General features: G+C 64.8%; 16 protein-coding genes. 6 read left to right on the top strand and 10 right to left on the bottom strand.

Annotated elements, in window-relative coordinates; translation table 11 throughout:
- Positions 1-9: 9 nt before the first annotated feature.
- A complete protein-coding gene (locus B8115_RS06710; RefSeq protein WP_026037945.1) occupies positions 10-852 on the bottom strand; it encodes a MurR/RpiR family transcriptional regulator in 843 nt (280 codons plus the stop codon).
- A 220-nt stretch (positions 853-1,072) separates the two neighbouring features.
- Between B8115_RS06710 and B8115_RS06705 the strand changes: the two genes are divergently transcribed.
- Positions 1,073-2,521, top strand: coding sequence for a YfcC family protein (locus tag B8115_RS06705; protein ID WP_026037944.1), 1,449 nt, complete (start codon positions 1,073-1,075; stop codon positions 2,519-2,521).
- A gap of 126 nt (positions 2,522-2,647) precedes the next feature.
- Here the strand turns inward: B8115_RS06705 and puuE are convergent, their stop codons facing one another.
- A complete protein-coding gene (gene puuE / locus B8115_RS06700) occupies positions 2,648-3,574 on the bottom strand; it encodes an allantoinase PuuE (RefSeq protein WP_010627001.1) in 927 nt (308 codons plus the stop codon).
- Positions 3,575-4,167: 593 nt separating this feature from the next.
- On the opposite strand from puuE, the gene B8115_RS06695 reads away from it, so the two are divergent.
- Both B8115_RS06695 and B8115_RS06690 read left to right on the top strand, forming a co-directional pair.
- The gene (locus tag B8115_RS06695) at positions 4,168-4,914 is read left to right on the top strand and encodes an aspartate/glutamate racemase family protein (RefSeq protein ID WP_010627000.1); all 747 of its coding nucleotides are present in this window, start codon (positions 4,168-4,170) and stop codon (positions 4,912-4,914) included.
- 140 nt (positions 4,915-5,054) lie between these two features.
- A complete protein-coding gene (locus tag B8115_RS06690) occupies positions 5,055-6,446 on the top strand; it encodes an NCS1 family transporter (RefSeq protein WP_010626999.1) in 1,392 nt (463 codons plus the stop codon).
- 155 nt (positions 6,447-6,601) lie between these two features.
- Here the strand turns inward: B8115_RS06690 and B8115_RS06685 are convergent, their stop codons facing one another.
- Complete coding sequence (locus B8115_RS06685; protein ID WP_202949066.1) at positions 6,602-7,366, bottom strand: FadR/GntR family transcriptional regulator; 765 nt, start codon at positions 7,364-7,366, stop codon at positions 6,602-6,604.
- Positions 7,367-7,556: 190 nt separating this feature from the next.
- Here B8115_RS06685 and B8115_RS06680 point away from each other — a divergent pair, with 190 nt between their 5' ends.
- The 3 genes from B8115_RS06680 (at position 7,557) to B8115_RS06670 (ending at position 11,634) form a co-directional block, all read left to right on the top strand.
- Positions 7,557-8,441, top strand: a complete 885-nt coding sequence (locus B8115_RS06680; RefSeq protein WP_010626997.1) for a fumarylacetoacetate hydrolase family protein — start codon at positions 7,557-7,559, stop codon at positions 8,439-8,441.
- Between the two features lie 71 nt (positions 8,442-8,512).
- Positions 8,513-9,607, top strand: a complete 1,095-nt coding sequence (locus B8115_RS06675; protein WP_010626996.1) for a tripartite tricarboxylate transporter substrate binding protein — start codon at positions 8,513-8,515, stop codon at positions 9,605-9,607.
- 68 nt (positions 9,608-9,675) lie between these two features.
- Positions 9,676-11,634: a tripartite tricarboxylate transporter permease gene (locus B8115_RS06670; RefSeq protein ID WP_010626995.1), complete on the top strand. Its 1,959-nt coding sequence runs from the start codon at positions 9,676-9,678 to the stop codon at positions 11,632-11,634.
- Positions 11,635-11,641: 7 nt separating this feature from the next.
- Here the strand turns inward: B8115_RS06670 and B8115_RS06665 are convergent, their stop codons facing one another.
- From B8115_RS06665 to B8115_RS06635, 7 genes are all read right to left on the bottom strand, one after another.
- Positions 11,642-12,670: an ABC transporter ATP-binding protein gene (locus tag B8115_RS06665; protein ID WP_010626994.1), complete on the bottom strand. Its 1,029-nt coding sequence runs from the start codon at positions 12,668-12,670 to the stop codon at positions 11,642-11,644.
- The gene (locus B8115_RS06660; protein ID WP_010626993.1) at positions 12,667-13,740 is read right to left on the bottom strand and encodes an ABC transporter ATP-binding protein; all 1,074 of its coding nucleotides are present in this window, start codon (positions 13,738-13,740) and stop codon (positions 12,667-12,669) included. Before B8115_RS06660 ends, B8115_RS06665 begins: the two co-directional genes overlap by 4 nt.
- A 41-nt stretch (positions 13,741-13,781) precedes the next feature.
- On the bottom strand, positions 13,782-14,672 hold the full coding sequence (locus tag B8115_RS06655; protein ID WP_010626992.1) for an ABC transporter permease: 891 nt from the start codon (positions 14,670-14,672) through the stop codon (positions 13,782-13,784).
- 18 nt (positions 14,673-14,690) lie between these two features.
- On the bottom strand, positions 14,691-15,644 hold the full coding sequence (locus B8115_RS06650; protein WP_010626991.1) for an ABC transporter permease: 954 nt from the start codon (positions 15,642-15,644) through the stop codon (positions 14,691-14,693).
- Positions 15,645-15,697: 53 nt separating this feature from the next.
- On the bottom strand, positions 15,698-17,326 hold the full coding sequence (locus B8115_RS06645) for an ABC transporter substrate-binding protein (protein ID WP_010626990.1): 1,629 nt from the start codon (positions 17,324-17,326) through the stop codon (positions 15,698-15,700).
- A 308-nt stretch (positions 17,327-17,634) separates the two neighbouring features.
- Positions 17,635-18,381: a GntR family transcriptional regulator gene (locus tag B8115_RS06640; protein WP_010626989.1), complete on the bottom strand. Its 747-nt coding sequence runs from the start codon at positions 18,379-18,381 to the stop codon at positions 17,635-17,637.
- A gap of 129 nt (positions 18,382-18,510) precedes the next feature.
- Positions 18,511-19,713 (bottom strand): urate hydroxylase PuuD, encoded by a 1,203-nt coding sequence (locus tag B8115_RS06635; protein ID WP_010626988.1) that lies wholly within the window; start codon positions 19,711-19,713, stop codon positions 18,511-18,513.
- Between the last annotated feature and the right edge of the window lie 29 nt (positions 19,714-19,742).

The following is a 19,742-nucleotide window of genomic DNA, read 5'->3' as shown; positions in this document are numbered from 1 at the left end:
GCTTCCGAATCAGGAAGAGAGTTCGTCCAACCCCTGGTAGAGCTCGCTGACTGCATCGATGCGCGCGCGCCCCTGGGCCAGCCGTTGGTGCAGCAGACCGTTGGCCAGCAGGCTGATCAGGCTCATGGCGCTGGCATAGCTGTCGAAGGCCGAGATACTGTCCAGCGAACACTCCAGCCACCAGTCGGTCCGCTCGGCATGACTCGCCGCGGTGGCATCACCGATCAACAGCACCCGGCAGGGCAGTGTCGCGAGGGTCTCCACCAGCTCCTCGAACAATCGCGGACGCCGACGGAAACCAAACAGGATCACCAGATCCTCCGCACCCAAACCGACCAGTTCCTCAGCCAGGGACTGATTGGGCTGAGGCGCGAGGCTCACTTCTGCACGAGCCTGAATCAGTTGCTGGCGGAAATGCATGGCCAGGGGATAGCTGTTGCGAAACCCCACCAGCAGCAGCCGTCGCGCCTGGTCCATTGCCTGCAGGATCGCCTCGAAGGTATGCGGCTCGATGGCACCGAGCGTTCTACGCAGGTTCTCCTGCTCCCGTGCCAGATGACGCTTGAAACGTTCGCCGTCTCCGCTCGCCGCCTGAGCATCGGTGACCAGCGGCATTCCCAGATTGCGCAGCTGGCGAGCATGGTGCTTCACCGCCTGGAAGCTTTCGAAGCCAAGGCGCTTGAACAACCGGCTGACTGTCGATTTCGACACCCCGGTAACCCGCGCCAGATCGGCAGCGCTATATACCGCCAAGTCGTCGAAATGCTCGAGAATGAAGGCCGCAACACGCTGCTCCTGAGCGCTCAGCTCGGCATATTGGGCCGATATTCGCTGACCGATGTGAGGCGTCATGGCCGTCTGATGCGTCCGCAAAAAAGCTCTCCTCTAGCTCGGCCACAGCGCCGAGTGCGCGCCCTCAGGCGTCATTATTCTGTACCCACAATGAGCGGAAGGAATCGCCACCACACTCGGCCTTACCGTCTCCGCCATCTCCCCGCGACGCTCGCTTCTCGAAGCGAAGCAGCGCCGCATCACTATAGCGACATCATCAACAACAACGCGAGGTGCCCCCATGACGAAACCCACTCCCTCAAACAGCCCAACAGGAGCCCAAGGCTCCAGGCGGTCTCATTGGCAGATACCGCATATCTACGTCATTCTCTTCGTATTCATCGCCATGGCAGCCGTTGCGACCTATTTCGTGCCCGCCGGCCAGTACGAGAGAGTGCCCGGACCCGAAGGCCGCACCACCATCGACGCAGAATCGTTCCAATACGTCGAGCAGAACCCGACGAGCCTCGTCGATTTCATGCTGGCGATACCCAATGGCTTGATGAGTGCCGGTGAAGTGGTGTTCTTCACCTTCATGATCGGCGGCATGTTCATGGTGCTGCGCCGTACCGGCATTATCGAAATCGGCGTCGACAAACTCAGCCGACGCTTCGCCAATCAAAGCCTGTTGATGATTCCGGTCTTGATGACGGTCTTCGCTCTGGTCGCGACGATCATCGGTACCCAAGAGCTGGCCCTGGTTTACGTGCCAGTCATTCTGCCGTTGATGATTGCCCTGCGTTTCGATTCGGTAACCGCTGCGGCCGTCGCGCTCTGTGCCACCACCGCTGGGTTCGCTTCGGGTGTGCTCAATCCGATCAATACCGGGCTCGGTCAGCAGCTCTCCGACCTGCCGCTCTACTCCGGCTTCGGCCTGCGAGCGGCCGCCTTTGCCATCATCCTGGGCGCTGCCATCTACTTCGTCATGCGCTATGCGCGCCAGGTTCGCGACAATCCCGAAGCGAGCCTGATGGCAGGCGACGAAACGGAAGAGGAAAAGCGCTCGCTCTATCAACATGCCACCGATGAGGGAGCTCTGACCGCCAACGGTCGCCAGAAACTGGCGGCTCTCGCCACCTTCGCCTTCTTCGGTCTGCTGGTCTACGGCGTGCTGCGTCAGGGCTGGTTCATGATGGAGATGGCCGGACTGTTCATCATCATGGGTATCGTCGTCGGCCTCATCGCCGGCCTGAGCACCACGGCCATCAGCGAAGCCTTCAACAAGGGCTTCCGCGACGTTCTGGTGGGGGCCATGATTGCCGGCGTGGCCCGTGGCGTGGCCGTCGTGCTGGAAGATGGCCAGATCATGGATACCCTGGTCATGGGACTCGGCAGCCTGGTTGGCGAACTGCCGACCATGCTGTCGGCCATCGGCATGTACTTCGCACAGCTTGCCTTCAACTTCGTGGTGCCCTCGGGCAGCGGGCAGGCGCTGGTCACCATGCCCATCATGGCCCCTCTCTCCGATCTGATCGGCGTGACCCGCCAGACTGCAGTGCTGGCCTTCCAGCTCGGTGACGGCATGGGCAACATCCTCTATCCCACTTCCGGCTATTTCATGGCGACTCTCGCCATTGCCGGCGTTCCCTGGCAGAAGTGGGTGAAGTTCTTCTTCCCGCTGTTCTGTCTCTGGGTGGCAATCGCCATCGGCTTCCTGGCTTTCGCACAAGCCATCCAGTGGGCCGGCTGAGCCTCTTCGCTCTACCCACCCACTACCCTGCCAAGCCCTGTCCGACATTGTAGGGCAGGGTCTGGTCATGACAGCCGGCATCCTCACCGGAACCTCAGCATTCATGCCTCAGCGCTCGCCAGATGCTCAGCGCGTCGGCGCCGGATGATGCTCCACCCAATGCCGCGCGATGTCCACCCGACGGGTAACCCAGACCCGGTCATGGGCCTCGATATGATCGAGGAAGCGCTGCAGGGCGCGGAAGCGACCGGGGCGGCCGAGCAGCCGGCAGTGCATGCCCACCGAGAGCATCTTGGGCGACTCCTCGCCCTCCGCGTAGAGCACGTCGAAGGCGTCGCGCAGGTAGGTGAAGAAGTGATCGGCGGTGTTGAAGCCCTGGGGTGCGGCGAAGCGCATGTCGTTGCTGTCCAGGGTGTAGGGCACGATCAGATGGTCGTGCTCGACGCCCTGGCTGTCGGCTTCACGGGTCCAGAATGGCAGATCGTCTCCGTAATAGTCGCTGTCGTAGAGGAAGCCGCCCTCGTCGAGGACCAGCCGCCGAGTATTGGGGCTGTCGCGGCCGGTGTACCAGCCTTGGGGCTTCTCACCGTAGAGGCGTTGGAAGATCTCCATGGCGCGCTGCAGATGCTCGCGCTCGACGTGCTCGGGCATCTCTTGATAGTGAATCCAGCGGTAGCCATGACAGGCGATCTCGTGGCCCAGCTCCTTGAACGCCTGCGCCACCTCCGGGTGACGCTCCAGGGCCATGGCCACGCCGAATACCGTGAGCGGCAAGCCGCGCCGTTCGAACTCCCGCAGGATGCGCCACACGCCGGCCCGTGAGCCGTACTCGTAGATCGACTCCATGCTCAGGTGACGATCGGGATAGGCGGCCGCGCCGATGATCTCGGAGAGAAACTGCTCGGAGCCGGCATCGCCATGCAGCACGCAGTTCTCGCCGCCCTCTTCGTAGTTGAGCACGAACTGCACGGCGATCTTCGCCCGCCCCGGCCAGTTGGCATGGGGTGGGTTACGGCCGTAGCCGATCAGGTCACGGGGGTAATCAATGCTCATCTAGCACCTTCCTCTTTGTTCTGTGTCGCGCAGTTCTATGCCGCTATTCGAATACCGGGCCAGGCGGCGTCGCGAGAAAAATGTATACAGGATAGAAAATAGACTGTATCCAGCAGTGTTGCAACCAAGCATACCGGCCCTCGCAGGCTAGCGCGATGCCCTCGAGTCCAGGGCCGGCAGCGACGGCGCTTCGCGCCAGCAGGCATTGTTCGGGGGTTGGCTTGGTCGGACGCCACCACCATATTTTTGTATACAAAAATCATTCAACTGACAAGTCCACATCATGCGCTTCGAGCCCCCCGGCTATCCGCTTGCTCGATACCGAGACAAACCGCAGGCGAAGCTGGAAAAATTCATTATGTACACAATACAAGTCACATTCGGTACCCAAATTCTCAGGACTCTTCGCTCTCTTAGACCTATGTATAACAGTCAAGCTATCCGGCACTCCTGATCGATTGACCGCCAACCCATTGAGATAAAACAAAAAATCCTCGCAGCCCCTGAGGGTGACAAATTTCTTGCGCTGAAGAGTCGCAGCACCTATTTTGTGTACAAAGATATTTTTTATTGTTCACAAAGAGAGAGACCGCATGCGACTTCGCGTCATCAACCCCAACACCACGGCTGCCATGACCCGAAAGATCGGCGAAGCGGCACAGCGGATCGCCGCTCCCGGCACGACCGTCGTCGCCACTCAGCCCGCCGACGGGCCGGTATCCATCGAGAGTCATTTCGATGAGGCGATCAGCGCCGTGGGCGTGCTGGAAGAGGTGCTGGCGGGAGAGCAGGAAGGTACCGATGCCTATGTGATCGCCTGTTTCGGCGATCCGGGCCTACTGGCGGCTCGTGAGCTGACCCGCGCCCCGGTGATCGGCATCGCCGAGGCGGCCTTCCATGCCGCCAGCCTGATCAGCACCAGATTCTCGGTCGTCACCACCCTATCGCGTACCGGCATCATCGCCGAGCACCTGCTGGAGCAGTACGGCTTTCGCCATCACTGCCGCCGGGTGCGTGCCGCCGAGATACCGGTGCTCGATCTGGAGGAGGATGGCTCAGCGGCTCTGGGTCGCATCATCGACGAGTGCCGCCGCGCCCGCGACGAGGATGGCATCGGTGCCATCGTGCTGGGCTGCGGCGGCATGGCCGACCTGACCCAGCGCATTTCCCAGGAAGTCGGGCTGCCGGTGGTCGAAGGCGTCACGGCTGCCGTGAAGCTGGCCGAGGCGCTCGTTGGGCTGGGCCTCGGCACCAGCAAGCACGGCGACCTGGCCTTCCCGCGCCCCAAACCCTTCACCGGCCGCTTCGAAAGGTATTCGCAGCTTTCCAACGAGCGCTGAAACGCATCACGACTACGCATCACGCTACGCATCAGGATTACGAATCACCGCAACGCACCGCACCTTGAGCACGTCACGCCAAGCCCGCTGGCAGCATTGGGCACAAACACAACAGAGCCATGACCTGCGAGGATAGACTCATGCAAAACAACAACCCGCACAGCACGGCGGCCGCTCCCGCCACTGCCCCGGCATCGCCCACTGCCGGGACGACCGCTGGGGCCACCAAGGCCCCGGGGGCCGAATCGCTCGCCCCTCAGCAAACCCGCATCATGGGACGGACCTCCTACTTTCTGGCCTGGTTCGGCGGCTGTGTCTCCATCGGCACCTTCGCCATGGGCTCCAGCGTGGTCGGCACGCTGAACCTGATCCAGGCGACTCTGGCCATCGCCATCGGCTGCTTCGTGATCGGTATCGCGCTGGCCATCAATGGCGCCGCCGGCTACAAGTACGGCATTCCCTTCATGGTTCAGGCCCGCAGTGCGTTCGGCTTCGCCGGCACGCGCATTCCCGGCCTGGTGCGCGCGGTGCCGGCGGTGGTGTGGTACGGCTTCCAGAGCTGGATCGGCGCCGGCGCCCTGAACATGGTGTCGGCCACCCTGTTCGGCTTCGACAACCTGATCTTCTACTTCATCGCCTTCCAGTTCCTGCAGATCGGCCTGTCGGTGATGGGCTTCCAGGGCATCAAGTGGCTGGAGAACATCGGCAGCGTGTTCATTCTCGCCTCGCTGACCTACATGTTCTACGCCACGGTGCAGCGCTACGGCGACGAGCTCTCGGCCAACCTGCTGACCATGGAAGGCTCGTGGGGCATGCCGTTCTGGGGTGCCACCATGCTGTTCCTCGGCATCTACAGCACCATGATGCTCAACGTCAGCGACTATTCGCGGGAGCACAAGCACGGTACCCGCCCCAGCATCCTGACCACCATCTATGCCATGTCGATCCTGCCCTGCACCCTGTTCATGGGCCTGATCGGCTACATGGTCTCCGAGGCCACCGGCACCGCCGACCCCATCCAGGTGTTCGCCAACGCGGTGGACAACACCCCGCTGCTGATGACCACGCTGCTGTTCATCGCCTTCGCTCAGGTCACCACCAACGTACTCAACAACGTGGTACCGCCGACCTACGTGCTGATGGACGTGTTCAAGCTCAAGTTCGCCACCTCCACGGTGATCGTCGGCCTGCTGGCCTTCGCCACCTTCCCCTGGAAGCTGGTGCAGCCCGAATCCGCCGCCGGCCTGCAGCTCTTCGTGCAGACCTACTCCGCCTTCCTCGGCCCGATCTTCGCCATCCTGGTGGTGGACTACTACCTGATCCGCCGCCGCACACTGGATCTCGGCAAGCTGTATGACGAGACCGGCCCCTATCAGGGCGTCAACTACGCCGCGCTCATCGCCACCCTGGTGGGCATCGCCGCCGCCCTCACCTTCTCCGCCGTCTCCTGGTACGCCAGCCTGATCCCGGCCGGCCTGACCTACTACCTGCTGATGAAGCACTGGGCACCCTGCCAGCGCTTCCGCCAGTGAAGCATCGGCAAGATAGCTGGCCGGCAAGGTAATGGCCCACTACCAGAAAAAAGTGGGATCGACCCGGCAAGCGGTCTCACGCTGGCCACAACGCAAGCCGCCGGACGCCCTTGGGCGTCCGGCGGCTTGGTTATCCGGCATGTGTCGCGTCGATATCAGCGTCGGCCGAACAGGTTGCGCTGCACCTCCAGCAGGTGCTCTTCTAGCAAGCCCCTCGCCGTGTCTTCGTCGCGGTCGCGCAGCGCGGCCACGATGGCGCGATGCTGCATCTCGTAGCGCTCACGCCGCTCCGGCGTCAGCGAGATCCGCTTGAGCCGCCCCCACTCCCCCTCTTCACGCACCACGTTGGTCAGCTCCAGGATACGCAGGAAGAAGTTGTTGTGCGTGGCTTCGGCAAAGGCCTGGTGCAAGGCGCCATCCCAGTGCTCGAACTCCTCGATGCTGCCGGCCGCCTCGGAGCGCACCAGGCACTCTTCCATTCGCTCGAAGTCGGCGGCCGTGGCGAAACGCACGATGAGCGAAACCATCTGCGGTTCGATCAGCAGGCGGGCGTCCATCAACTGAGCCGGGCTGACCTGCCCAGCCATGCCGCCCGGCTCGGCCAAGCCGGGAGCTTTGGTCGCAGAGCCGGGCTGCGCTTCCCCTTCCGCCACGAAGGTACCGCTCCCCACCACCTGAGTGATCAACCCCAGGGACTTGAAGTGGCCCAGCACTCTGCGTACCGCGCCGCGTGAAGCCCCGAAGCGCTCGCTCAGTTCACGCTCGGTAGGCAAGCGGTGACCGGGGGGAAAACGTCCGCTGGCGATCTCCGCTTGTACATAGCGTGCCAGGGCTCGGGCGCCATCGGAGCGGATGCCGCTCTCGGCCAGGGACTCCTGGAAATCGCTGTCATCGGCGGTACTCACGGGCCTATCGGTCACTTGGCTTCCTTTTCACATCAACCATTACGGGTCCAATTCCTGCTGAATCTAGTCCATTTGGTACATCATGGCAAAACTTGGGCCTGGCACAGTACTTAAAACATCCTGAAAACGCCCTTGAAAGAGTACCAATTGCCTTCTAGGCTCGTTCATTACGGAACCAAACCAGAACCAAGGAGAGCCAATTCACATGAAATTCGCCACTCTGCGGCCGGCGGCCGGCCAGCCCACTCTCGTCGCCCTGATCGACGCCACGGGCCAGCGCTACTGGTCGTTGAGCGCACTGCTTCCCGGTTTTCAGGGCGACATGCAGCAGCTGATTCGCGACTGGTCCGAGCTGGGCGACCGCATCGCCCCCAAGGGCGAAGGCCAGCCTCTCGACGGTACACGCCTCGAAGCTCCGCTTCACCCGCATCGCAACATGTTCTGCGTCGGCAAGAACTACTTCGAGCATGCCGAGGAGTTCAGCAGCTCCGGCTACGACAGCAGTACCACCGCCGACGACGTGGTACCCAAGCACCCCATCGTCTTCACCAAGGCCTGGAACACCCTGATCGCCCATGGCGATGAGATTCCACGCCATGCCGGGGTCACCGAGCAGCTCGACTACGAGGCGGAGTTCGCCGTCATCATCGGCAAGGGCGGCCGCGGCATCAAGAAGGCCGACGCTTACGATCACGTCTGGGGTTACACCATCGCCAACGACGTCACCGCCCGCGATCTGCAGCAGCGCCACAAGCAGTGGCACCTCGGCAAGTCGCTCGATGGCCTTTGCCCCATGGGGCCGTGGCTCGTCACTGCCAACGAGATGGACCGCGACGCCGCCACGATCAAGTGCTGGGTCAATGGCGAACTGCGTCAGGACGCTCGCCTCGACCAGCTGATCTTCGACGTGCCGACGCTGATCGAGACCATCTCGGCCGGCATCGCGCTCGAGCCCGGCGACGTGATCCTGACCGGCACGCCGGTGGGCGTCGGCATCGGCTTCACCCCGCCCAGATTCCTGCAGACCGGCGACGTCGTGCGTATCGAGGTCGCAGGCCTGGGCATACTGGAAAACCGGGTCGGTCCCTGACCGGCCTGAACGCGTCGATCCCAGGTTCATAGCGCGCGCATCGCGCGCCACAACAATACCAGGAGCACGCCATGATCCTTCCCGATATTCCACTCAAGTCCCTCTCCGCCGCCGTGCTGGTCGCTGCCGGGGGAATCGCCGCGGCTCCCGCCATGGCCGATGACTTCTACGCCGGCAAGACCATCGAGATGGTGGTGCCGTTCGGCGAGGGCGGCGCCACCTACGTGGCGGCCAAGTTCCTCGAACCCTTCCTCGAGAAGCATCTGCCGGGCAACCCGCAGGTCAACGTACGCACCCGCCCCGGCGGCGGTTCGATCCTCGGGGCCAACTGGTTCCAGCAGAATGCCGAGCCCGACGGCGAGACGATCCTGTTCACCACCTCTTCCACCTCGAACCCCTACGTGCTGGGCATGGAAGAGGTGGAGTACGACCTGGCCGCGATGAGACCGGCCTACAGCCTGCCCTTCGGCGCCGTGATCTACGTCTCGCCGCGCACCGGCATCGAGACGCCGGCCGACCTGCACTCGCCGGACATGCCGCTGATCTACGGCGGTATCGCCGCTGCCGCCAGCGACCTGCCCGTGCTGCTGGCCTTCGAGTTGCTCGACCTCGACCTGCGCGCGGTGCTCGGCTTCGACGGCCGCGGTCCGGCCCGCCTGGCCTTCGAGCGCGGGGAAACCAACATCGACTTCCAGTTCACCCCGGCCTACATGTCGCAGGTGGTGGACATGATCGAAGCGGGCTCCGCGGTGCCGATCATGACCGGCGGCTCGGTGGGCGACGACGGCGTGCTGAGCGCCCGCGATCTGGCCTTCCCCGACTACCCCTCGGTCTACGAAGTCTACGAGGAGCTTCACGGCGAGCCGCCTTCCGGCGTGGAGTGGGACGCCTTCCAGGCCATCGGCGCCACCACCTTCAACTTCGGCCTCACCGCCTATCTGCCGGAAGGCACGCCGGACGAGGTCATCGAGATCTTCGAGGAGACCATCGCGGCGATCAACGACGACCCGGAGTACCAGGAGCAGAGCCAGGATGCCATCGGCGGCTACGACCTGCTGCCGGCATCGGCGGTCACCGATTCGCTGAGCGAAGCCCTGCAACCCTCCGATGAAGTGCGCGACTACCTGCGCACCCTGCTCAACGAGAAGTACGACGTCGAGCTGTAGGCTCGGTACCGATGCGGCCAGCCCTCGGCGGCTGGCCGCATTCGATGATCCCGCATAGGAATCGCAACGTGCTCGAGAATATCGTTTCGGCTCTGGACATCCTGTTCCAGCCCGCGCGGCTGCTGGCGCTCTTCGCCGGCATGCTGGCCGGGATGGTCTTCGGCATGCTGCCGGGGCTGGGTGGCGTGGCCGCCGTTTCCATCCTGCTGCCGTTCATCTACCTGATGGACGGCTACGCCGGCCTGGCCATGCTGCTCGGCGCCATTTCGGTGATCTACACCTCGGACACCATCACCTCGGTGCTGCTCGGCGCACCCGGCTCCCCGGCCTCGGCGCCCACCGCCATCGAGGGCCACGCGCTGGCCAAGCAGGGCAAGGCAGCGCTGGCGCTCGGGGTCGGCTTCCTGGCCTCCATGGTCGGCGGGCTGTTCGGCGCACTGATTCTCTCCGTCGCCATTCCCATAGCCGGCCCGCTGGTGCTTGCCCTGGGCACGCCGGAGCTGTTCATGTTCGCCCTGGTAGGGCTGTGCTTCGCCGCCAGCATGGTCGGCAGGGACATCACCCTGGGGCTGGCTGCCGCCTGCTTCGGCATTCTGCTGGGCGTGGTCGGCGCCGCACCGGCGGCCGCCAACTACCGCTTCATCTTCGGTCAGTCCTACCTGATGGATGGCCTGTCGCTACCCATCGTGGCGCTGGGGCTGTTCGCCGTGGCCGAGCTGATCAGCATGGTCGCCTCGGGTGGCGGCATCGCCGGCAAGCCCATGGCCCTGGGCAAGTGGGGCGAGAGCTTTCGCGAGTTCTGGCGTAACCGCTGGCTGGTCTGTCGTGCTTCGGTGATCGGCATCTTCGGCGGCTTCGTCCCGGCGGTGGGCGCCAGCGCCTCCACCTGGATCGCCTACGGCCACGCCATGAGTACTACCAAGGACAAGCGACGCTTCGGCAAGGGCGAGATTCGCGGCGTGGCCAGCGCCGAAGGAGCCAACAACGCCACGGTGATCTCGGACCTGGTGCCCACCATGCTGTTCAGCGTGCCGGGTGGGCCCGCTGCAGCCATCTTCCTCGGCGCGCTGTTCTCGTTCGGCTTCTATCCCGGCCCGCGTATGGTCAGCGAATCGCCAGACCTGATGTACATGATCGTGTGGAGCGTGGCGCTGGCCTCGGTACTGGGGGCCGCCATCTGCTTCGCCGTGACGCCCTACATCGCCCGGCTGACCCGGGTTAACTTCGCCCTGATCGCCGCCCCGCTGCTGTTGATCATGGTGGCCGGCGCCTACCAGGGCACCCAGACCTTCGGCGACATTCTCGCCCTGCTGATACTCGGCGTACTCGGCTGGCTGATGAAGAATGCCGGCATTCCGCGGGCACCCGTGCTGGTCGGCTTCGTGCTGGCCACCCCCATGGAGCAGTACTTCTGGTTGACCACCCAGATTCACGGCTTCACCTGGCTGACTCGCCCCGGCGTATTGATCATCGCCTCGCTGATCGCCATTCCCCTGGTGCTGAACACGGTGCGCTGGCTGCGCCGACGCCGCACCGCCACGCCCCAGACAGAGACCGCCGTACACGGCGAGGAACTCCCGAGCTACGACAGCGGCATCGTGCTGTTCACTGCACTGCTGATGGTAGCGGCCTTCGGCTATGCGCTGGTGGAGATGCTCGGCTTTCGCCCCAACGCCCGGCTGATGCCGAGTCTGGGCATCGTGCCCGGTCTGCTGTTGAGCCTCTACGTACTGGGCCGTCAGCTGTTCCGCATTCACCGCCAGGGACGCGTCGCCAACCTCGCCAGCCGTCGCGAGCTCCCGATCCTGGGCGGCATCCTGAGCTATGGCCTGGCCATGTGGCTGATCGGCTTCAATCTTGCCACGCCGCTGCTGCTGGGCTGGCTGCTGCTCGGCTGCGCGCGGATGCGCTGGTACGCCGCCCTGCTCTACGGGCTGGCGGTGTACGCCATCGCCCAGGGCATGTTCACGCTGATGCGCCTGACGCCACCGCGGGGCACGCTGTTGGACCTGCCCATGCCTTGGTGACAAGCCATCAGCTCGCCGTTTTCTCGAGCCGCCAGCAGGCCGCTCGATGGCCGCTGCCCAGCTCACTCATGGCAGGCAGGGACTGCGTGCATATCTCGTCGGCATGAGGGCAGCGCGGGGCGAAGGCACAGCCGGGCGGTGGGGCCGACATGTCCGGCGGTGCCCCGGGTATGGCGCTGAGACGCTGCCCGCGCAGCTCGCCGGAGGCGCGCGAGTGCATCAGACCCAGGGTATAGGGGTGGCGCGGCTGGGCGATGACGGTGTCGACGGCGCCGGTTTCCACCAGCCGCCCGGCGTACATCACGGCAATGCGATCCGATATCTCGTTGGCCACGCCCATGTCGTGGGTCACGAAGATCACCGACATACCCAGCTCCCGCTGCAGCTCCCGAAGCAGCAGCAGGATCTGGATCTGCACCGTGGCATCCAGCGCGGTGGTCGGCTCGTCGGCCAGCAGCAGCTTGGGCCGGCACGACAGGGCCAGGGCGATCATCGCGCGCTGGCTCATGCCGCCGGAGAGTTCGTGAGGGTAGTTGGCGAGCCGCCGCTTGGCCGAGGGAATGCGCACCCGGTCGAACAGCTCCAGGGCACGCGCCAGCCCCTCGCGCCGGCTCACGCCTTCGTGGCGACATACGGTCTCGGCGATCTGATCGCCCACGCTGAACACCGGGTCGAACGCCAGCATCGGCTCCTGGAAGATCATCGCCGCCGTGCGACCGCGAAAGCGGGACAGCTCACGCCGCGACATGGCCAGCACGTCCTGACCGTCGACGCGAACGCTCCCCGTCAGGCGCGTCTTGCGCTCCGGCAGCAGGCGCATGAGGCTGCGCAGCGTAACGCTCTTGCCCGAGCCGCTCTCGCCCAGAATGGTCAGCACTTCGCCGCGAGCCAGGGTCAGGTCGACCCCGTTGACCGCCTGCACCTGACGCCGGGGCGTGCCGAAGTGCACGTGCAGGTCACGAATCTCAACCAGGAGCTCGGCGGGTGCTGCCATCGGCACCTGAACGGCCGTTCGGGTCATGACATCGGATTTCATCGAACGCTCTCCTCGACGCTGGGCTGCGGGCTCGACACCGTGGCTTGAACCTCGTCGGCGCGGTGACAGGCCGACAGGTGCCCGCCGCCCGGCAGCGCCGCAAGCTCGGGTTCGGTGCCACGGCAGAGATCCACGGCCAGGGGGCAGCGCGGACAGAACCGGCAGCCCGGCGGCAGGTCGATGGGATTGGGGGGATCGCCGGCCAGCGGCGCCGTCTGGGTGCGCCGCCCCGGTTCCAGCGACGGCATGGCCGACATCAGTGCCCGGGTGTAGGGATGGGCCGGGGCGCGGTAGAGCGCCTCGCTGTCACCCACCTCGGCCACCTTGCCCAGGTACATCACCATGACCCGGTCGCTGATGTAGCGCACCACGTTGAGATCGTGGGAGATGAACAGGTAGGTCAGCCCGTACTCCTGCTTGAGATCGCCGAGCAGATTGAGCACCTGGGCTTCCACCGACTTGTCCAGCGCCGACACCGCCTCGTCGAGAATCAGCAGGCGCGGCTCGAGCGCCAGCGCCCGGGCGATGTTGACCCGCTGGCGCTGGCCGCCGGAGAGCTCGTGGGGATAACGCTGCGCGAAGCGCTCCGGCAGCAGGCCTACCTGATCGAGCAGCCGTCGGGCGCGCTGGCGCGACTCACGCCGCCCGACGCCGTGCACCTGCGGGCCGAAGGCAATCGACTCCTCGATGGTCATGCGCGGGTTGAGCGAGGCGTAGGAGTTCTGGAACACCATCTGCATCTGGCGGCGCATCTCGCGCAGCGACAGGCCGCCCCGCGTGCCGACCGGGTCGCCGTCGAAGATCACCTCGCCGCCGTCCGGCTGCAGCAGATGCATCAGCAGGCGCGCGGTGGTCGACTTGCCGCAGCCCGACTCGCCGACGATACCGAGGGTCTCGCCCTTGCGCACCTCGAAGTCGATGCCGTCCACCGCATGCACACGGCTCAGCGGCCGCCCCAGCAGGTCCCGCTTGATCACGAAGTGCTTGCGCAGCCCCTTGACCCGCAGCAGCGGCTGGGCCTTGCCGCCGCGGTCGCGGGGATCGCTCGTCACCATCGGCGCGGCATTCATGCTGTCGTCTTTCCTGGCTTGATGACTCATAGCTTGGTGACTCATAGCTTGACGTCCATGGCAGAGCGCAGCCCGTCGCTGAGCATGTTGAAGCAGATCGACACGGTGAAGATCATCATGCCGGGCAGCACCGTCACCCACGGATTGACGTAGATCGCATCGCGCATGGTGTTGAGCATCAGTCCCCACTCCGGCATCGGCGGGCGCGCACCGAGACCGAGGAAGGAGAGCCCCGAGGCAAGGATCATGCTGACGCTGATCAGCGAGGTCGCGTAGACGAAGATCGGCCCCAGCACGTTGCCCAGCACGTGACGCCGAATGATGGTCAGGCTGCGTGCGCCGCTGGCTCGCGCCGCTTCGATGTAGTCGACGTTGCGCACCTGGGTGGTCACGCTCTCGGCGACCCGGGCGATGGGCGGGATGAACACCACCGTGAGCGAGAACAGCGAGTTGACCAGCCCAGCCCCCAGGGCGCCGGCCAGGGCGATGGCCAGCAGCACGGCGGGAAAGGCGTAGAACACGTCGATCACGCGCATGATCACGGTATTGGTACGCCCACCGACGAAGCCGGCGACGATGCCGATGGCGCTGCCGATGACGAAGGCGTTGATCACCGGCATCACGCCGATCAGCAGCGACAGCCGCGCACCGTGGATCAAGCGCGACAGCACGTCGCGCCCCAGCTCGTCGCTGCCCAATGGGAATCCCGGTGAGCCGATGGGCTGAAGGCGGTGCAGCATGCTGGTGCTGTAAGGACTCTGCGGCGCCAGCCAGGGGGCGAAGATCGCCATCAGCACGATGGCCAGCAGGATCAGGCCGGCGACCATGGCCACCGGGTCGCGCCGCAAGCGGGCGAATACGCTGCGCCAGTAGCCAGGCTCCGCGGGGGGTGCCGCCATGGGCGACACGGCGGTATCGAGAGTGAGCGACATGGGCGTGTCTCCTTGCGATCAGCTGCGCTGAATGCGCGGGTCCAGCCTGGCCTGGGCCAGATCGACGATGAGGTTGAGCAGCACGAAGAACAGCGCCAGCACCAGGATGGTCCCCTGCAGGATCGGCAGGTCGCGCTGGAAAATGGCGTTGTTGAGCAGAAGCCCCGTGCCCGGCCAGGAGAACACCGTCTCCACCAGGATCGAGCCGCCCAGCAGGTAGCCCAGCTGCAGCCCCATCACCGCCAGCGCCGTGGGCGCCACGTTCTTGACCACGTGCAGGAACACGCGCTTCTCGGCCAGCCCCTTGGCCCGCAGCGCCTCGACGAACTCATGGGCCAGGATCTCGGCCACCATGGCGCGCACGGTGCGGGTCACCACCCCCATGGGGATCACCGACAGGGTCACGGCCGGCAGGATCAAGTGGCGCAGGTAGGCCCACTCGAAGGCCCAGTCGTTCGAACTTCCCGGCCCCGCCCCGGAGGAGGGCAGCCAGTTGAGCTCCACCGAGAACACGATCACCAGCAGCATGCCCAGCCAGTAATGGGGCACGCTGACCCCACCCACGGCGAAGCCGGTGACGAGGCGGTCAAGCAGCGAACCCTGCCAGTAGCCGGCCAACAGGCCGAAGGTGCACCCCAGGGTGAAGCCGATCAGCGAGGCCGCCAGCGCCAGCAGCAGGGTGTTCTTGAGCGCGGCGAACACCTCCGTGGTAACCGCCCGCCCGTTGGCCGCCGACAGCCCCAGGTCGCCCTGCAACGCACGACTCACCCACAGGGCAAACTGCTCGGGCAGCGGACGATCGAAGCCGTAGGCGCGCTCCACCATGGCCACCACCTCACGCGGGGCATCGGCGGACACCACCGCATCCATAGGATCGCCAGGCGAAAGGTGCACCAGCGAGAAGCAGAAGAAGCTCACCGCCAGGGTGATCGGCACCACATAGAGAATGCGCTTGAGGAAATAGGTACTCATCTTGCCTCCAGGCCGGCGGCGGCAGGCAAACCCTCACCTGCCGCCGCTGCGACTCACTCCTCGATGTAGACCGGGGTCAGGTCCTGGAACCAGTTCTTGGCCTGGACGAAGCCCTTGACCCGCGGCTGCATGGCGCGGGGGCCCACGTCATGGGCCACCCACAGCCAAGCGGCGTCGTCGACCATGCGGGTGTGGAACTCGGCCAGGATGGCGTCCTGCGCCTCCTGATCGAAGGTCACCCGTGCCTCATCGAGTAGGCGGTCGTACTCGGGGTTGTCCATGTAGCCCCAGTTGAAGCCGTTGGGCGGCGCCATGCTCGAATGCATGAAGCGATAGAAGGCGGCGAACGGATCGAGCCAGCCGAAGGTGATGTTGGTGGCATGGGCGCCGCGGCTGCTCGGGTCTTCCGCGCCGCGCCGCCAGTTGGGGAACAGCGACTCCCAGTCGAGCACCTCGAAGTCGAGGGCGATGCCGACCTCGGCCAGGTTCTGCTGGATGTACTCGTTCATGGCCAGGGGCTGCATCTGGCCGGAACCGGAGGTGGAGATCAGCACCTTGATCTCCACCGGGTTGTCCGGGCCATAGCCGCTCTCCGCCAGCAGGCGCATGGCCTCCTCCGGGTCGTAGCGGGTCTCGAACTCGGGCTCGCCGTACCAGGGGTGATCCGGCGTGACGATACCCGCCGCGGGCACCATCAGACCGCCCAGCAGGGCCTCGAGTCCCTCCCGGTCCACCGCCAGGTTGGCCGCCTTGCGCACGTTGATGTCACGCCACGGGCTGCCCTCGAGCATGGAGAACTGGTAGGGCCAGGTGTGCGGATAGGGGTTGCTGGTGATGGTCATGCCCCGGGATTGCATGCGCGGAATCGCGTCGGGTGCCGGGGTCTCGATCCAGTCGACCTGGTCCGACAGCAGCGCCGAGGTGCGGGTGCTCGACTCGGGCATGGGGATCAGCTCGATACGCTCGATGCGCGGTACGCGGTCGGCGTCCCAGTAATCGGCGTTGGGTTCGAGCACGGCCCGCTCCCGCGGCACCAGACGCGTCAACCGGAACGGCCCGGTACCGGAAGGCTCGCGGGCGAAGGCATCCCAGTCGCCGTCGAGCGCCTCCCACTGCGCCGGGCTCGAGAACAGCAGGAAGGTGAGCTGATACGGGAACCAGGCGTCCGGCTCCCGCGTGGTGAAGCGGATGGTATGGTCGTCGACTTTCTCGTACTGGTCCATGGCCGGAATTCGGCCGCGCACGTTGCCCGCCTGACGAGCGTCGAACTGCGGCGAGTCCTCATCGTAGACTTTGTCGAGGTTCCAGATCGCGGCGTCGGCGTTCCACTCGCTGCCATCATGGAAACTCACGCCCTGGCGCAGGGTGAAGGTCCACACCCGCGTGTCCTCCTCGTCGACCTCCCAGGACTCGGCCAGGCCGGGGGTCAAGCCGCTGATCTCATCGGCAGACGAAAGATCCCAGTTGATGAGCGCGTCGTAGACCGTATAGCCCAGGAAGCGATAACCCTCAAAGCCGCTATCGGGCTGGCCGGTGGTCAACGGAATGTCCGAGGCGGTCATGGCGATGCGCAGCACCTGACCGTCGGCCATGGCCGGCATGGAGAGTACCGTCAGACTGACGGTGACCGCTGCCGCACGGCGAGCCTGGCGCAGGGCTGCTGCGATTTTTTTGTATACCATTTTTCACGCTCCCCCTCTTCTTGGTCGAAATGCCGGGCATCGTCGATGCTCAGCTCCTCCTGACCAATGCAATTACGAGGCCAAAGGAAGCGATATTCGCGCAAGAATGCGAAGAGACGCGTGAATCAAAAATACAAGCTACTGAAATTTAGTATACAAACATGGTGATGGAAATTTTCCGCTCGTTCGGGAGAACACGGCAAAACACCGTGCTGCGATCAAGCACGGTGCTGACAGGCAAGGAATGAGAGCATAGGAGCGCACCGAGTCGGTGCAGGCAAAATAACGAGACGCACCGGCAACGTGCATCAAAGATTGAATATCTGGTGCAGGTCGGGTGCCTCCTGCTCCTCCTCGACGATGGACAGCGAGGCCGCGATGGCCTTCAAGTGGCGTCCCATGAAGGCGGTAGCCCGCTCGCCATCGCCCGCTTCGAGAAAGCCGATGAGATCGTCGTGGTCGTGGGACTCGCAGCCCAGGTGGCCGGAGCTGCCGTAGACGGCGAGAATCAAGGAAGAGCGCGAGCATAGCTGGCCGACGAAGGCCGCCAGGGTGGCATTGCCCGACAGCTGGGCCAGACGCTCGTGGAAGGCGGCGGAGAGCTTGATCGCGCGGCTCTGCTCGCCCGACTTGAGCGCCTCGCGCTCACGCCGGGCCATGTCGCGCAGTTCGCGCACGTCGTCGGGTTTGATGCGACGGGCGACCTCCGGCATCAGACCGCACTCCACCATCTGACGGGCATCGAACACGTCCTTGGCTTCCTCGGCGGTGGGCCGGGTGACGCTGGCACCGCGACGTGGCGTGAGGGTCACCAGCTGCTCCAGGGCCAGGCGCTGGAGAATCTTGCGCACTCCGGTACGGCTGATGCCGAACACCTCGGCCAGGGCATCCTCGCGCAGGCGCGCTCCGGGCTTCAGGCGGTGCTCGATGATGGCATCGCTGATGGTGCGATAGATCGCCTCGTGGCGCTCCGCCCCGTCGCCGTTCTTGCCCAGGCGCCGAGGTTTGGCCCCGCCCGGCTCGCCGGCATCGGTCACGCCCTGCCGCTGGTTCATGATCACCCTCCTCGCAGCCCATTCTTGGTTGCCATTGTATACGTATCTTCCTGGAAGTATCGAACCGACGGCAACGCCCCCGGCACCGCAAGCGAGCGGCCCGGGGGCGCACACGGGTAGCGCTCAGAGCTACTCCGACCAGGCGGCGATCACCTCGCGCTCCTCGTCGGTCATCCCGGTCATGTTCCCGAGCGGCATGTACTTGCTGGCCACCACCTGCTGGATCTGGTTCTTCTGGCGCAGGATCTGGTCCCAGTTGTCATAGGCCACGCCGGCCGGGGGTGAGGCAAAGCCGGGCTGCGTCGGCTCCCGCGAATGGCAGGCGACACAGTGCTGGTCGATCATGGCATGCACCTCCTCCTGGCTGGGCGCTTCGGCCGTACCGTTGGCGGCAGTGGTCGCCCCACCCGGCATCGCCAGCCAGAACGCCACCAGGATCAGCGCCGTCCCGGCCGCCGGATAGGCCGGCTGGATCTTGCCCGCATGCATCAGCACGAAGAACTGGCGAATCAGCGCGCCGGCGAAAATGAACAGCGCCATCAGCACCCAGGCGTATTCGTGGTTGTACACGAAGGAGTAGTGGTTGCTGATCATCAGCAGCACCACCGGCAGGGTGAAGTAGGTGTTATGTACCGAACGCTGCTTGCCGCGCTTCCCGTCGAGCGGATTGGGCTGCTCGCCGGCCTTCATCGCGTTGACCATTCGCCGTTGGCCGGGAATGATCCAGAAGAAAACATTGGCCGACATGGCAGTGGCCATCACCGCCCCGGTCAGCAGGAAGGCCGCGCGGCCGGAGAACATCTGCACGCTGAGATAGGCCACCACGATCATCAGCACGGCGACCGCCAGGCTGAGGATACCGTCCCGCTCCATGTTGGGGCTGATGCGCTTGCACATCTCGTTGTAGACCACCCAACCCGCCAGCAGGAACGCCAGCGCCAGCACGTTGGCCTGCCAGCCGCTCATGTTGGCGGCCCACTCCCAGCTGCTTTCGGGATTGACCAGATAGAAACCGGGATTGGTCATGTACATCAGCACGAACAGGGCGAAGCCCGACAGCCAGGTGGTGTAGGACTTCCAGAACGACCAGTGCAGGTCCTCGGGCAGCTTGGCGGGCGCCGTGGCATATTTCTGGTTGTGGTAGAAACCGCCGCCATGCACGGCCCACATTTCGCCGAAGACGCCCTTCTCACGGTCCTCGGCGGCCTTGGGCTTGCGCAGGCCGTTGTCCAGCATGACGAAATAGATCGACTCGCCGATCCAGGCGATGGCCGCGATGACGTGCAGCCAGCGCAGCATGAAATTGACGAATTCGAGTAGGTAAGCTTGCATCTGAGGGATCTCGGTCGGTGTTGTTGTTC

Source organism: Halomonas sp. KM-1, assembly GCF_000246875.1.
Taxonomy (GTDB): domain Bacteria; phylum Pseudomonadota; class Gammaproteobacteria; order Pseudomonadales; family Halomonadaceae; genus Halomonas; species Halomonas aerodenitrificans.
Note: the sequence above shows the minus strand (reverse complement) of the source record. Positions and strands in the feature narration are given on the sequence as shown.

What these genes read in the sequence shown, in the direction of transcription:
- B8115_RS06710 (WP_026037945.1), bottom strand. Translation starts at nt 852, where the DNA reads ATGACGCCTCACATCGGTCAGCGAATATCGGCCCAATATGCCGAGCTG.
- B8115_RS06705 (WP_026037944.1), top strand. Translation starts at nt 1,073, where the DNA reads ATGACGAAACCCACTCCCTCAAACAGCCCAACAGGAGCCCAAGGCTCC.
- puuE (WP_010627001.1), bottom strand. Translation starts at nt 3,574, where the DNA reads ATGAGCATTGATTACCCCCGTGACCTGATCGGCTACGGCCGTAACCCA.
- B8115_RS06695 (WP_010627000.1), top strand. Translation starts at nt 4,168, where the DNA reads ATGCGACTTCGCGTCATCAACCCCAACACCACGGCTGCCATGACCCGA.
- B8115_RS06690 (WP_010626999.1), top strand. Translation starts at nt 5,055, where the DNA reads ATGCAAAACAACAACCCGCACAGCACGGCGGCCGCTCCCGCCACTGCC.
- B8115_RS06680 (WP_010626997.1), top strand. Translation starts at nt 7,557, where the DNA reads ATGAAATTCGCCACTCTGCGGCCGGCGGCCGGCCAGCCCACTCTCGTC.
- B8115_RS06675 (WP_010626996.1), top strand. Translation starts at nt 8,513, where the DNA reads ATGATCCTTCCCGATATTCCACTCAAGTCCCTCTCCGCCGCCGTGCTG.
- B8115_RS06665 (WP_010626994.1), bottom strand. Translation starts at nt 12,670, where the DNA reads ATGAAATCCGATGTCATGACCCGAACGGCCGTTCAGGTGCCGATGGCA.
- B8115_RS06660 (WP_010626993.1), bottom strand. Translation starts at nt 13,740, where the DNA reads ATGAATGCCGCGCCGATGGTGACGAGCGATCCCCGCGACCGCGGCGGC.
- B8115_RS06655 (WP_010626992.1), bottom strand. Translation starts at nt 14,672, where the DNA reads ATGTCGCTCACTCTCGATACCGCCGTGTCGCCCATGGCGGCACCCCCC.
- B8115_RS06650 (WP_010626991.1), bottom strand. Translation starts at nt 15,644, where the DNA reads ATGAGTACCTATTTCCTCAAGCGCATTCTCTATGTGGTGCCGATCACC.
- B8115_RS06645 (WP_010626990.1), bottom strand. Translation starts at nt 17,326, where the DNA reads ATGGTATACAAAAAAATCGCAGCAGCCCTGCGCCAGGCTCGCCGTGCG.
- B8115_RS06640 (WP_010626989.1), bottom strand. Translation starts at nt 18,381, where the DNA reads ATGAACCAGCGGCAGGGCGTGACCGATGCCGGCGAGCCGGGCGGGGCC.
- B8115_RS06635 (WP_010626988.1), bottom strand. Translation starts at nt 19,713, where the DNA reads ATGCAAGCTTACCTACTCGAATTCGTCAATTTCATGCTGCGCTGGCTG.